Consider the following 12919-nt stretch of genomic DNA (forward strand, 5'->3'; position numbering starts at 1 on the left):
ACCGCCATGATCGTTTGCGTATGTCGCCGAGTGTCAGACCGCGAAATCGCACGCCATGTGCGCGCCGGCATGACCTTCGACGAAGTGCAGTTTGAGCTCGGCGTGGCCACCCAGTGTGGCCAGTGCGAAGGCTGCGCGCGCGACGTGGTCGCGCAATGCAGCGCTTCCCATCCGGTTGCCGCACTCAACCGCGAATCGGAACCGAGGTCGATCCAGCTTGCCAATTCCATCACGGAAAGCAGGGCATGGAACTCTTCTCGGCACTCGGCGGCAGCCTGATCTTCGTCACCGGCTCGGTCTGGTGGATTCTTCGTAAGTAACTGGCGGTTCCGCTGCACCCGGGCACCTTTCGCAAGGGCCGGCACTCCATAGTTGATCGTGTCTGACCGCTTTTCCTCGCCTCCTCCCTCCGTTCTAGGCCTGTCACGCAACGCCGTCATCGCAGGCGGCGTGGTGCTTTTTCACGTCGCTGCCCTGTGGGCGCTGCAGAGCGGCCTGCTCCGCCGCGCCGCCGAGGTGGTCATCCCGGTGGAAATCCTGAGCGAGTTCATTGAGCCGCCCAAGCCGGCAGAACCGCCGCCCCCGCCACCCGAACCGCCCAAGCGGGAAGTGACGAAAACGCCTCCGCCGCCGCGGCCTCAGGCGATACGCGAGCCGAAGCCCACACCAGCGCCGAATGCGCCCACGGGGAGCATCGAGCCGCCGCCCCCACCCGCGCCCATTGCGCCGCCCGCCCCCGCAGAGCCGCCGGCTCCTCCTGCTTCGCCACCCGCACCGCCGGCGCCCAAGCTCGTCGAAATCAGCCAGGGCCAGACGCAATACATCCGCGAACCTCGCATCACCTACCCGGCGATGAGCAAGCGATTGGGCGAGACCGGCACGGTGGTCGTGGCGGTCTATTTCAACAGCGCGGGCCTTCCCAGGCGCGCCGAGATTTTCAAGTCCAGCGGCTATGACCGGCTCGACCAGGCAGCGCGCGAGGCAGCCATGTCATCGCAGGTCACGCCGATCAGGCAGCCGGGCGCCGACGAGGCGACCGTCTACTTGTTGAAGGCGCCTTTCAATTTCACACTTTCCCAATAGTCCCGGAGCAGTAGTTATGGATTCCCAATTTGGCTTGATGAACGTATGGGCGCAGGGCGACTTCGTCACCAAGGCCGTCGCCTTGCTGCTGATCGGCATGTCGCTCGCCTCGTGGATCGTGATCCTGATCAAGGCGCTGGACGTCATCAAGTACAAGCGCCTCGCGAAGCACTCGCAGGACTTCTGGCACAGCGAAGACTTCGCCACCGCGCTCAACAAGCTCGGCAAGGACGACAGCAACCCGTTCCGCGCCCTCGCCCTGGAAGGCCGTGAAGCCGCGGCGCATCATCGCAACACCAAGGCCCATCTGCACGATGCGCTCGACGTGAGCGACTGGATCACACGCGCATTGCGCAACGGCATCGATGAATTCACCGCGCGCCTGCAGACTGGTCTGGCCGTCCTGGCCTCGGTCGGTTCGACGGCCCCGTTCATCGGCTTGTTCGGCACGGTCTGGGGCATCTACCACGCCTTGATGAGCATCAGCTCGGCCGGCCAGGCCACCATCGACAAGGTGGCCGGCCCGATCGGCGAAGCGCTGATCATGACGGCACTCGGCCTGGCGGTCGCCATTCCCGCGGTGCTGGGCTACAACGCGCTGGTGCGCGGCAACAAGTTCGTGCTGACCAAGCTCAACAGCTTTGCGCATGACCTCCATGCCTACTTCGTGACGGGCGCACGCGTCCAGAGCGGCGTCGAAGCCATCGTCGTCCCGCTCAAGAAAGGCTGAGCACCATGGCTTTCGGAACCCAGGACGAACCCGATGAGGTGATGAACGAGATCAACATGACGCCGCTGGTCGACGTCATGCTGGTGCTCCTGATCATCTTCATCATCACCGTGCCGGTGATGAAGCACGCGGTGAACATCGACCTGCCCCGCGCGAGCAGCGAGCCGGAGCAGACCAAACCGCAGAACATCCTGTTCACCGTCGCCGCCGACGGCAGCTATTACTGGAACGAACAGAAGATCGACGACACTGAGCTGAAGACACGGCTCGCGGCCGAAGCGGCCAAGGAACCGCAACCCGAGTTGCACATCCGCGGCGACAAGGCGGTGCGCTACGAGCGTGTTGCACAAGCGATGTCGGCGGCGCGCGAGACCGGCGTACGCAAGATCGGCTTCATCACGGAACCCGAGGCGAAGTAAAGCCTGCTTTTCAAGGCAAAAAGATCGATCGAGACGATTGACTTTTTATTGCGAATCATTATCATTCGCGCATCGCTTCGACAAGGGGATTTCCAATGCCAGCCACTCCCAACGCATTCACCGTCCTGAGCCATCCCTCGCTCGATCATTCGGGTGGTGGCCGCGCCGCCGCCGAGGCGGCGCCCCGCCCTGCTGCCCTTTTCGAAAGCACGGAGCTTCTCAAGGGCAGCAAGATCGTCGGGATCATGCACAACGGCTCGCTCTATCGGCTGCAAGCCACCAAACTCGGCAAGCTGATCCTGACCAAATAGAGATCAGCCCGCCCCTCGCGCAAGTTTCATCGTGGGGCGACTCGAGGAGATTCATCTCCGAAGGGTCGTTTTTTGCTAGCCAACGGTTCGCCGACTAGCCAAGCTTTTTTTCCGCCTTGAATCCGAAAAGAAAACGCCGACCCGAAAGTCGGCGTTTTTGTTTTGGAAGTCTGGCGATCAGAGGCCGAGCGCGGCGATACCCGCCTTGGCGATCTGCGCGTCCTCGTTCGACTTGACGCCACTGACGCCGACCGCACCGATCACCTGGCCATCCTTGACGATCGGCACACCGCCTTCGAGCAGGCCTTGCACCCCAGGCGCCGTCAGAAACGAGGGGCGCCCGCCGTTGATCATGTCCTCATAGATCCTGCTCTCTCGCCTTCCCATCGCGGCCGTGTGGGCCTTGGCAGGCGCAATGTGCGACGACAAGGCCGCTGCCCCATCGAGCCGCTGCAGCCAGAGCAAATTGCCGGCGTCGTCGGCGATGGCGATGGTCACGGCCCAGTTGTTCTTGAGCGCTTCGGCTTCGGCCGCGGCGGCAATGGCCTTGACATCGGCGAGTTCGAGAAAGGACTTGGTCTTCATGGTCTTGCAAAAAGTGAACTAAGCCCTGAAGCATAGCGCCCGCACCTGCATGAGCCCTTACGGATGGCAGAAAGTGCTTTAGGGACATCCGGATGCGGGTTTTTGTCGCGGCCGGCTCTTGCGGCCACCTAGAATGGGCCCCAACTGCAGCGTTGCAGCGAACATCAGGAGTTTCAGCAATGAACGACCGCGTCAACACCCTCGACACCACCGTCGGCTACGGCCAGACGTTGCCGCAGGCAGAGCGCCAGCGCGTCCTGCGCAATACCTATTGGCTGCTCGCCCTGAGCCTGCTGCCCACCGTGCTGGGCGCCTGGCTGGGCGTCGCCACCGGCATCACCCGCTCGCTGAGCGGCGGTATCGGCCTCATGGTCTTTCTGGGCGGTGCCTTCGGTTTCATGTTCGCCATCGAGAAGACCAAGAACTCGGCCGCCGGCGTGCCGGTGCTGCTGGCGTTCACCTTCTTCATGGGCCTGATGCTGTCGCGGCTGATCGCGATGGTGCTGGGTTTCAAGAACGGCTCCGAATTGATCATGACCGCCTTCGGCGGCACCGCCGGCGTGTTCTTTGTGATGGCCTCGCTGGCAACGGTGATCAAGCGCGACCTGTCGGGCATGGGCAAGTGGCTGTTCGTCGGCGCACTGGTGCTGATGGTCGGTGCGATCATCAATGTCTTCGTCGGCTCCAGCGCCGGCATGATGGCGATCTCGGTCGCCGCCATCGGCATCTTCTCGGCCTTCATGCTGTATGACCTGAAGCAGATCATGGACGGCGGCGAGACCAACTACATCAGCGCCACGCTTGCGCTTTACCTGGACCTGTTCAACGTGTTCCAGAGCCTGCTGGCCTTGCTCGGCATCTTCGGCGGCGAGCGCGACTGAGCACCTGCTCGGCTTGAAGCAATAAGGGCCCCTCGGGGCCCTTTTTCATGGTCGATCGAACACGGCGATCGACTCGACATGCGCCGTGTGCGGGAACATGTTGACCACACCCGCGAAGGTGCAGCGATAGCCCGCCTGGTGTACCAGGAGGCCAGCGTCGCGCGCCAGCGTCGAGGGATTGCAACTCACGTAGACGATGCGCTTCGGCGGCGACCAGCCGCCCTCGTGCAGTTCGATCTGCTGATGAAGGTCGGCGAGCGCCTTGGCCAGCGCAAACGCACCCTCGCGCGGCGGATCGACCAGCCACTTGTCCGCGGCGCCGTCGGCCATCAGCATCGCGGGCGTCATCTCGAACAGGTTGCGCGCGACGAAGCGAGTCGCGGCCAGCGCGCTTCGACCTGGCACGGCGGGGCGGTTGCGCTCGAAGTTGTCGGTCGCCCGCGCCACCAGCGTATCGCTGCCCTCGATGCCCAGCACCTCGCGCGCGCGGCTCGCCAGCGGCAGGGTGAAGTTGCCGAGTCCGCAGAACCAGTCGATCACGCGCTCGCCCGATTGCACGTCGAGCAGGCGCAAAGCGCGGCTGACCAGCGCGCGGTTGATGTGCGGATTGACCTGCGTGAAATCGGTCGGCTTGAAAGGCATCGTGACGCCGAACTCCGGCAACTCGTAAGCCAGCGCGGGACCGTCGGGTTCGAGGAGCTTCACCGTCTCGGGCCCTTTGGCCTGCAGCCACCATTGCACGCCGGCGTGCTGCGCCGCGAACGCTTTGAGCCGCGCCATGTCCGCAGCGGACAGCGGCTCCAGATGCCTCAGCACCAAGGCGATCACGCCGAGGCTGGCGCCGTCCGGCGCGTCCCCGCAAGCCAGTTCGATCTGCGGGCAGGTGTCGCGCGCCTCCATCGAACCGACGAGTTCGCGCAAGGGCATGAGCATGGCGCTGACCCGGGCCGGCAGCACGGGACACACCTGCATGTCCGCCAAGTAGCGGCTCTTGCGCTCGTGAAAGCCGATCAGCACGGTGCCCTTCTTGGCCACGTAGCGCATCGAAAGGCGGGCGCGATAGCGGTAGTGCCAGGCAGGCCCTTCCAGCGGCCGCAGCATGTTCTCGGGACGCACCTTGCCGAGATGCCACAGGTTGTCCTCGAGTGCGCGCTGTTTCACCGCCACCTGCGCAGCGGCATCCAGGTGCTGCATCTTGCAGCCGCCGCATGCGCCGGCGTGCAGACCAAAATGCGGACAGCCGGGCCGCACACGCTGCGACGACTCGCGGCGGATCGCGGCCACGGTGCCTTGCTCCCAGTTGTTTTTCTTGCGGTGCACGCTGAACTGCACTTCTTCGAAAGGCAATGCGCCTTCGATGAATACCACCATGCCGTCGGCCTTGTGCGCCACGCCTTGTGCGTCGAGGTCGAGCGACTCGACGTGCAGCCATTCATCGCGGGCTTGCTGCTGCGCCGCCTTCTTCTCTATCGAATCCGTCATGCACGGATTGTCTCAGGGCTGCGGGGCGCCCTCGGCCCGAGCGCTACAAAAACGCATCGCGCTGGACGCCGGCGCGCGCGAGCTGGCGGCGCATCTTGGCGAGCGCCTCGTTCTGGATCTGCCGCACGCGTTCCCGCGTCAGGCCGAGGCGCACGCTCAACACCTCGAGTGTCTCCGGATCGCGGTCGTGCAGGCCGTAGCGGCCTTCCAGCACCTCGCGCTCGCGTTCGCTCAGTGCGAGGATCCATCGATCGAGAAGCTTCTCGACCTCGTGCGTCTGCGTCACGCCCGTCGGGTCTCCGCCCTCGTCTTCCGAAGCCACCGTATCGGCCAGGCTGAAACTGTCGTCGCCGCGCTCGCTGCCCGCGTCGAGCGAACGTGGCGCCTCGGAGAGCGCCATCAGCTCGGCCACCGCCTGCACCTCGCGGCCCAGCAGCGCCGCGACATCTTCGACCCGCACGCCGTCGGGCCGGCGGGAGATGAAGTCGGCGTCGCCTTCCAGCGCACGGCGCGCCCGCATCACCTGTTGCAGTTCGCGAACCACATGCACCGGCAGCCGGATCGCGCGAGCCTGCATCATCGCCGCCCGTTCGATCGACTGGCGGATCCACCAGGTTGCATAGGTGGAGAAGCGAAAACCACGCTCCGGCTCGAACTTGTTGATCGCATGCATCAGGCCGAGGTTGCCTTCCTCGATCAGATCCGCCAGCGGAACGCCGCGGCCGAGATAGGCCTTGGCGATGTTCACCACGAGCCGCAGGTTGTGCTCGATCATCGATTGCCGCGCCGAGAAGTCGCCGCTGCGGGCGGCGCAGGCGGTCTGGTATTCCTCGTCGGGAGTGAACAGTTCGGTGCGCCGGATCTCGCGCAGGTAGAGCGTCAGCGAATCGCCGCCTTCACCGCCTAGGTCGACCGGCACCGCGTCGTGCGGAATCTCAGGCAGCGCGCCCTTGTCCGCGCGATCAACGACGTCATCCGCAGGAGCGGGCAGGCTCGCAGGCTTGTAGGGCCGGAAGGTCGAGATGCTGCCGTTGCCCGCCGCGCGCCGCACGACCGGAATGCGACGCGGGACGGAGGCAGCCATGCATGATCCTAGCGCGCGGGCAGGTAGCGCGCCGGATCGACCGGCTTGCCCTGGCGGCGGATTTCGAAGTGCAGCTTCACGCGATCCGCGTCGCTGTTGCCCATCTCGGCAATCTTCTGGCCCTTCTGCACGGACTGGTCTTCCTTCACCAGCAGCGTCCTGTTGTGCGCATAAGCGGTCAGGTAGGTGTTGTTGTGCTTGAGGATGATCAGATTGCCGTAGCCGCGCAGGCCGGCGCCGGCATACACCACCCGTCCATCGGCTGCAGCAAGCACCGAATCGCCGGCCTTGCCGCCGATGTCGAGTCCCTTGTTCTTGGCTTCGTCGAAGCCCGCAATCAACGAGCCGTGCGCAGGCCAGATCCACCCCACATCTTCATCGCCCGATGCCGTGGCAGCCGGCGCGGAAGGTGAAGCGGTGATGATGGGCGGGGTGGGTTTGACAGCCGGACTCGCCGCGGCCGCAGGAGCCGCTGCGGCGCCGGAGGACGGTGCGACAGCGGCCTGCGTGACCGGCCGCGTCACGGCGCTCGAGGCGTCGGTCGTGCCAGTTGCAGATGCCGGTGCCGCAGCGCTTGCGGTAGCGCCGACCGGCGGGATCACGCGCAGCACCTGACCGACTTCGATCAGGTCGGGATTGTCGAGATTGTTCCAGCGAGCGATGTTCTGCCAGCTCTGGCCGGTTTCGGTGCCGATGCGGCGAATCGTGTCACCGGGACGCACCGCGTAATAGCCGGGCTTGCCGTAGTTTTCGATGCCCGGCAGCGGCTTGCCCGAAGCGTCCGTGGTGATGGTCGGGACACCGGGCGCGCTGGGCGCGGCAACCGTCGCGCTGGTCATCGTGCCGCGGTCCTCGACCGGTACGGGGCCGCGCCTGGCGGCACACCCCGCAATCAAGAGCGCGACCAGCAGCGTCACGCCGGCAAGCCAGCCCCGATTGCCAATACCCAGCATGTGTTCTTCCTTCAAGCAATTCCCGATTTTAGGGGGACAAAGTGAACCGCCTCAAGAATGCGGCGCTCCAGTCCCCGCGCTGTTTTGTCGATCACGACAAGCGCCTGTTTGCCGACCTCGGACTGTGTCGGCGCGACGATGCGGCCGCCCACGGCCAGCTGCGCGATCCATGCCTCAGGCACCGCTTCGCCGCCGGCCGCCGCGATGATGCCCGCGTAGGGTGCGCCCTTCGCATAGCCCACCATGCCGTCCCCCAGCAGCAGATGGACCGTGGCCAGCCGGAACGAGCGGAGATTGATGCGCGCTCGCTCGTGCAATCCGCGCAGGCGTTCGATGCTGTAGACCTCGGTCGCGATGTGGCTCAACACCGCCGCTTGGTAGCCGCAGCCGGTCCCGATCTCGAGCACGCGGCCCAGGCGGTCGGCGGGCTTGTTTGCCAATGCGGGCGCACCAAGCAGGAGTTCGATCATGCGGGCCACCACGTTCGGCTTCGAGATGGTCTGGCCCAGACCGATCGGCAGGCTCGTGTCTTCATAGGCCTGATTGACCAGTGCGCTGTCGACGAAAAGATGACGCTCGACCGTGCCCATGGCGCGCAGCACCCGCGCGTCGGCAATGCCCTGCGCCGCGAGCCGCTGAACCATGCGCGCGCGCACGGCGTCGGAGGCCATCGAAGGCGTGTGATGAACGAGCGGCTTGGCAGGCACGGCCGACGCGCGCCCGCGCGTCGCAGCCGACGCGGTGGGCGTGAGCCGGACGGGGAATCCTGGTCGCTGGCTCGCCATGTCAGGACGGCTCGCCCAGGCGAGCCACCGTCTCGCGCCATTGGCCGAGGTTGGCATGGTCGGTCAGGTCGATCTGCAAGGGCGTGAGCGCAATGTGGCCGGCCGCCGTCGCATGGAAGTCGGTGCCCTCGCCGCTATCCTTGGCGCCGCCCGCCCCCGCGATCCAGTACATGGTCTCGCCGCGCGGGCTGTCCTGCGTAATGACCTTTTCGGCTGCATGGCGGCGCCCCAGCCTGCAAACCTTGAGCGATTTCAGCTTGTCGAAGGGAAGATTCGGGATGTTGACGTTGAGCAGAAATGCGCCGCTCTCGAGCATGCGTTCGCGCTCGATCTGCTCCACCAGCCGCCGGGCCGCGCGGGCCGCCGCGTCGACATGGGCCCAGCCCTTCTCGATCTGCGAGAACGCGATCGCCGGAATGCCGAACAGGTAGGCCTCCATGGCAGCGCCGACGGTGCCCGAGTAGATGGTGTCGTCGCCCATGTTGGCGCCGTTGTTGATGCCGGAAACCACCAGATCGGGCCGGTAGTCGAGCAGCCCCTTGAGTGCGATGTGCACGCAGTCGGCGGGCGTGCCGGTCACGTAGCGAAAGCCGTTGTGCGCGGTGTGCACGTAGAGCGGCGCCGCCAGCGTGAGCGCGTTCGACTTGGCGCTGTTGTTGTGCTCGGGCGCGACCACTTCGACTTCCGCCACCTCCTTCAGCGCATCGTGCAGCGCAACGATGCCGGGAGCCTGGAAGCCATCGTCGTTCGAAATAAGTATCTTCATGTCGTCTGTGAGTGCGCGCGATTGTAGGCGGCCGATGCGTCACGGCAGGGACAATGCCGGCCTGCCAGCCCGCCTATCATGGCCCGGATTCATTGCCCCAGAGACCTACCTCAAGGAGACACGAGCATGCACGCATGGCTCTGCGAAAACCCCACCGGCGTCGACGCCCTGACCTGGAAAGAACTGCCGACGCCAACCCCCGGCCCGGGTCAGGTGCTGATCGAAATCAAGGCTGCCAGCCTCAACTTCCCCGATCTGCTCATCGTGCAGAACAAGTACCAGATCAAGCCGCCGCTGCCCTTCGTGCCTGGGTCTGAATATGCAGGGGTGGTAGCGGCGGTCGGCGACGGAGTGACTCATCTGAAGGTCGGCCAGAACGTCGCCTGTCTTTCCGGCACCGGCGGCTTCGGCACCCACACGCTGGCGCCGGCCGCCCTTTGCATGCCGCTGCCCGAGGGCTTCGGCCATGTCGATGCGGCGGCTTTCATCATGATCTACGCGACATCGTGGCACGCGTTGATGGACAGGGCGCAGCTCAAGGCCGGCGAAACCTTGCTGGTGCTCGGTGCGGCAGGCGGCGTCGGGACGGCAGCGATCCAGATCGCCAAGGCCGCCGGCGCCAAGGTGATCGCTGCCGCGTCCACCGATGAAAAATGCGAGCTCTGCAAATCCATCGGCGCCGATCTCACTATCAACTACACGACGCATGCGCTACCCAATGGCTTTCGCGAAGCCATCAAGGCAGCAACCGACGGCAAGGGTCCGGATGTCATTTATGACCCGGTAGGCGGCGATTTCGCGGAGCCTGCATTCCGCTCGATCGGTTGGCGCGGGCGCTATCTGGTCGTGGGCTTCGCCGCCGGTCCCATTCCCTCGCTGCCATTGAATTTGATGCTGCTCAAAGGCGCGTCGCTGGTTGGCGTGTTCTGGGGGGATTTCGCCAAGCGCGAACCCAAAGCCAATGCGCAGATGATGGCCGAATTGGCAAAGTGGTACGGCCAAGGCAAGATCAAGCCGGTGATAGACCGCACCATGCCGATGGCGGAGTTGAAGGCCGCCTACGCACACATGGGTTCGCGCGGCGTCAAAGGCAAGCTCGTGATGGTCAACTAAGGCCTGCTACACACAATAAAAAAGCCCGCACATGCGGGCTTTTTTACGAGGGACCAAGCAAACCGTCTACTTGATCTCGAAGTCCGACAGCGACTTGCCGGCGGCCAGCGCCTCCGTAATCCAGCGCGGCTTGCGCCCGCGCCCGCCCGACCATGTTTCACCGGTGGGACTGCGATACTTTGCAGCCGCCTTGATCGTGACCACCCCCGTACTGCGCTTGCCGCCACGCGTGCCGAGTTTCAGATCGGCCGCAGTCAAACCGTATTCCGCGATCTTCTTGCGCAGTTCCTCGATGACACCCGCGCGCTCCTGATTGCGCAGCTCCTCGGCTTGTTTGCGCAATTGCGCAATCTGCTCGTCGTGCTTCTTGATCTGGGAATTGATGTCGGCAAGGGTTGAGGCCATCGGTGAAATCCTCCGAATTGGAAAGTAAAAATTCTAATTCAAATCCCAATTGCCGCAAGTGAGGCAACTCCAAAAAAAAAGCGCCGATCGAATGATCGGCGCTTTATGTCAAAGGGGTTTGGGGTGGCTGATGGGACTCGAACCCACGACGACCAGAATCACAATCTGAGCTCGATCCCCAGCATCCATGCGGCCTGCCGGGTGGTCGCGGGAACTTTGGACCCAAAGTATGCTACGTGCTCATGCGGGTTCGGTGGGCGTCGTTCCCAGCCCGATGGACGGGTGCGCAAGCTATAGTGCATGTAACAAATTTACCGACGGGTTCGTACCAATGGCAAAAGCTCGATCGCCTATGGATGCACTGAGCGAACGCATATTTCGAAGTGCGAGCCACGAAAACCTCACGATTCTTAGGAACGCTTCCTACGGAGCCGCTGCGGTTTGCATTGCCACACTCGTGAGCCTCACCCAAGTCGGGGCTAAGAGTCTGGCCCTTTCCGTGTCGGTGTATGCGTCAGCGATGGCCCTGCCGCTTTGGCTTTTAATCGGCGGTGTCATCGAGCACTACATCACTATCGGACCCACCAGCTACCCTCACTTCGAGGTGACGCTTAAACGCTTCGACTCGCTTCTGGTATCCCAAGTTGCCATGTGGGCAACAGTGGCCTCGATAGGTGGAGTCATCTACTTCCTTATTCCGGCCGCATTTTGGCTTTTTGCGGCATCTGGCACGCTCGCGATGGTCCACCAGTTTCTGTTCAACAGGCGCTTTGCAGCCTGGCTTGCGTCATCACAGGATGCATCCGCCGATCCGGCATCACGCGATGTCTAGCCATCGCGTTGTCCCAGGTCAGTCCGTCACCCATCAGGCATGAGTGCATCGTAGCTGCGCTCGCAGAGCTTGCCAGCTATTCGGGCACGGTCAGCGTAGGCTGCAAGGAATTCCACTCGCTGGCTACAGCGCTCGAGCACGTTGGCAAGCACTCCGATGGGATCGGCTCCTGCCGCGCTTCGCTCGATAGCGGAGGCGCGTTCATTTGCTCGGCGGGCGGCTTCGGCATATCGGGCAATTTGCTTGCGCATGCGGTCACCAGCACCGCGAGCGGTAGCAAGATCGCCCAGCGCAGTGCGCGTTTCTTTTGCAGCATCATCGAATGCCTTTCTCTGTTCGGAATTGATGCGCTCGAGCTCGAGCAGCCGAGCACGCGCCGCCAGGCGCCCAACCTCTGCGCTCGCGGCCTTGTAGTCGGCGAGCTCGGCGCGGACGTTCGCCGTCGCCTCGCGCGCCGCGTGCACCTGGACCTCCTTCACGAGGCCGAAGCCCACCGCGGCAGCCAGCAGCAGCGCCCACAGCGCGCCCGGGATCATGTCGAACGCGCCGAAGATGGCTTTCACTGATCGCGCTCCAGCAGGTCGGGCCAGCCCCATGCGTCGAGCCACAGCCGCCACCACAGCGGCACGAAGATGGCGATCATCATGGGTTGCACTCCGGCGCCACCTTGTCGAGGATCTCGATAAGGCGCTCGGTCAGGCGCCCCGCATAGGCCGGGCCCGGGTGCACTTCGTCGAACAACTCGAGCGGGTCATAGGTCACGGTGCCGTAGTCCGCGAAGGCCACGTTCTTCGACGCCATGAGCGTCTTGAGCGCGCCGTTGTAATGGTCGCGCCTGGCGATCGCATCCGGCGCGAGCGGCGGCCGCTGATGGCTGAAGCCCGTCACGATGGGCGTGCGTTCCTCGCCGCGCACGTGGTCGACGATGCGCGTGTAGGAGTCGAGCACGACGCCGATCGGCACGCCTTGCCATGCGTCGATCGCGCCGTTTTCGATCACAACGAAGCGCGCCGATCGCGCCTCCGCGAAGAAGGTTTGCGAGAGCATCATCAGCGTGGTGCCTGCCACCGCGCGGTCTTCGACGCGCCACTTTGGCCGCTTCGCTTCGATCACGCCCTTGGCGCCCTGCAGCGCCTGGATGCTGTCGCCGTAGATCACCACGGAGCATGCATACGTCGGGCCCGCGCCCTTCGGCGGCGCGCTCGCCGCGGGCGGCAGCGCGAAGCCGGCGCCGGCGCCAGATCCGGATCCGCCACCACCACCGCCACACGCGGCCAGGACGAAGGCCAGGAGGAAGACGAGGCGCTTCATTCGGCACCGCCCTGCTTGTCGACGGGCGTGAACGCCAGGGCGAGCCACTCCGCGCCCTTCTGGACCACGTTGAAACCGAAGTACAGGCCCGCGACCCACTTCACTAGGTCGACGAAGGCTGCCTCCTTGATGAACTCGCCGAGCAGCAGCAGGATGGCGGCCACCACGATCAGCATGCC

18 protein-coding genes are annotated in these 12919 nt (G+C 64.4%); 8 read left to right on the plus strand and 10 right to left on the minus strand.

Annotated elements, in window-relative coordinates:
* Positions 1-6: 6 nt before the first annotated feature.
* From ACSQ86_RS18775 to hemP, 5 genes are all read left to right on the plus strand, one after another.
* The gene (locus tag ACSQ86_RS18775; RefSeq protein ID WP_093109844.1) at positions 7-279 is read left to right on the plus strand and encodes a (2Fe-2S)-binding protein; all 273 of its coding nucleotides are present in this window, start codon (positions 7-9) and stop codon (positions 277-279) included.
* A 96-nt stretch (positions 280-375) separates the two neighbouring features.
* Complete coding sequence (locus ACSQ86_RS18780; RefSeq protein ID WP_436310289.1) at positions 376-1083, plus strand: energy transducer TonB; 708 nt, start codon at positions 376-378, stop codon at positions 1081-1083.
* Between the two features lie 16 nt (positions 1084-1099).
* Positions 1100-1813, plus strand: a complete 714-nt coding sequence (locus ACSQ86_RS18785; protein WP_093109846.1) for a MotA/TolQ/ExbB proton channel family protein — start codon at positions 1100-1102, stop codon at positions 1811-1813.
* Between the two features lie 5 nt (positions 1814-1818).
* Positions 1819-2232 (plus strand): ExbD/TolR family protein, encoded by a 414-nt coding sequence (locus ACSQ86_RS18790; RefSeq protein ID WP_436304679.1) that lies wholly within the window; start codon positions 1819-1821, stop codon positions 2230-2232.
* 95 nt (positions 2233-2327) lie between these two features.
* Positions 2328-2543, plus strand: a complete 216-nt coding sequence (gene hemP / locus ACSQ86_RS18795) for a hemin uptake protein HemP (protein ID WP_436309397.1) — start codon at positions 2328-2330, stop codon at positions 2541-2543.
* A 177-nt stretch (positions 2544-2720) separates the two neighbouring features.
* On the opposite strand, the gene ACSQ86_RS18800 is transcribed toward hemP, so the two are convergent.
* On the minus strand, positions 2721-3128 hold the full coding sequence (locus tag ACSQ86_RS18800) for a GlcG/HbpS family heme-binding protein (RefSeq protein WP_436291094.1): 408 nt from the start codon (positions 3126-3128) through the stop codon (positions 2721-2723).
* 179 nt (positions 3129-3307) lie between these two features.
* Here ACSQ86_RS18800 and ACSQ86_RS18805 point away from each other — a divergent pair, with 179 nt between their 5' ends.
* A complete protein-coding gene (locus ACSQ86_RS18805; RefSeq protein ID WP_093109850.1) occupies positions 3308-4009 on the plus strand; it encodes a Bax inhibitor-1/YccA family protein in 702 nt (233 codons plus the stop codon).
* A 45-nt stretch (positions 4010-4054) separates the two neighbouring features.
* Here the strand turns inward: ACSQ86_RS18805 and rlmD are convergent, their stop codons facing one another.
* Genes rlmD through surE form a run of 5 tightly spaced genes read right to left on the minus strand, consistent with a single transcriptional unit; the run spans position 4055 to position 9079 of the window.
* Positions 4055-5491, minus strand: a complete 1437-nt coding sequence (gene rlmD / locus ACSQ86_RS18810; RefSeq protein ID WP_436304680.1) for a 23S rRNA (uracil(1939)-C(5))-methyltransferase RlmD — start codon at positions 5489-5491, stop codon at positions 4055-4057.
* A gap of 43 nt (positions 5492-5534) precedes the next feature.
* Positions 5535-6575 carry a sigma-70 family RNA polymerase sigma factor gene (locus ACSQ86_RS18815; protein WP_436304681.1) on the minus strand — a complete coding sequence of 347 codons (1041 nt, stop codon included), beginning with the start codon at positions 6573-6575 and terminating at the stop codon, positions 5535-5537.
* An 8-nt stretch (positions 6576-6583) separates the two neighbouring features.
* Entirely contained in the window at positions 6584-7528 is a 945-nt protein-coding gene (locus tag ACSQ86_RS18820; RefSeq protein ID WP_436304682.1) for a peptidoglycan DD-metalloendopeptidase family protein, read from the minus strand.
* An 11-nt stretch (positions 7529-7539) separates the two neighbouring features.
* A complete protein-coding gene (locus ACSQ86_RS18825; protein WP_093109854.1) occupies positions 7540-8313 on the minus strand; it encodes a protein-L-isoaspartate(D-aspartate) O-methyltransferase in 774 nt (257 codons plus the stop codon).
* Between the two features lies 1 nt (position 8314).
* Positions 8315-9079, minus strand: coding sequence for a 5'/3'-nucleotidase SurE (gene surE, locus ACSQ86_RS18830; protein WP_436304683.1), 765 nt, complete (start codon positions 9077-9079; stop codon positions 8315-8317).
* Positions 9080-9205: 126 nt separating this feature from the next.
* On the opposite strand from surE, the gene ACSQ86_RS18835 reads away from it, so the two are divergent.
* Complete coding sequence (locus ACSQ86_RS18835; protein WP_093109856.1) at positions 9206-10192, plus strand: NADPH:quinone oxidoreductase family protein; 987 nt, start codon at positions 9206-9208, stop codon at positions 10190-10192.
* 66 nt (positions 10193-10258) lie between these two features.
* On the opposite strand, the gene ACSQ86_RS18840 is transcribed toward ACSQ86_RS18835, so the two are convergent.
* Positions 10259-10597: an H-NS histone family protein gene (locus tag ACSQ86_RS18840; protein WP_093109857.1), complete on the minus strand. Its 339-nt coding sequence runs from the start codon at positions 10595-10597 to the stop codon at positions 10259-10261.
* 457 nt (positions 10598-11054) lie between these two features.
* Here ACSQ86_RS18840 and ACSQ86_RS18845 point away from each other — a divergent pair, with 457 nt between their 5' ends.
* The gene (locus tag ACSQ86_RS18845; RefSeq protein ID WP_436309398.1) at positions 11055-11429 is read left to right on the plus strand and encodes a hypothetical protein; all 375 of its coding nucleotides are present in this window, start codon (positions 11055-11057) and stop codon (positions 11427-11429) included.
* Between the two features lie 26 nt (positions 11430-11455).
* On the opposite strand, the gene ACSQ86_RS18850 is transcribed toward ACSQ86_RS18845, so the two are convergent.
* The 3 genes from ACSQ86_RS18850 to ACSQ86_RS18860 all read right to left on the minus strand — a co-directional run bounded on the left by ACSQ86_RS18850 (position 11456) and on the right by ACSQ86_RS18860 (position 12916).
* Positions 11456-11992, minus strand: a complete 537-nt coding sequence (locus ACSQ86_RS18850; protein WP_436309399.1) for a DUF2514 family protein — start codon at positions 11990-11992, stop codon at positions 11456-11458.
* A gap of 79 nt (positions 11993-12071) precedes the next feature.
* The gene (locus tag ACSQ86_RS18855) at positions 12072-12740 is read right to left on the minus strand and encodes an SGNH/GDSL hydrolase family protein (RefSeq protein WP_436309400.1); all 669 of its coding nucleotides are present in this window, start codon (positions 12738-12740) and stop codon (positions 12072-12074) included.
* On the minus strand, positions 12737-12916 hold the full coding sequence (locus tag ACSQ86_RS18860) for a hypothetical protein (protein ID WP_436309401.1): 180 nt from the start codon (positions 12914-12916) through the stop codon (positions 12737-12739). Before ACSQ86_RS18860 ends, ACSQ86_RS18855 begins: the two co-directional genes overlap by 4 nt.
* Between the last annotated feature and the right edge of the window lie 3 nt (positions 12917-12919).

This window comes from Variovorax sp. LjRoot130 (assembly GCF_964253755.1).
GTDB lineage: Bacteria > Pseudomonadota > Gammaproteobacteria > Burkholderiales > Burkholderiaceae_C > Variovorax.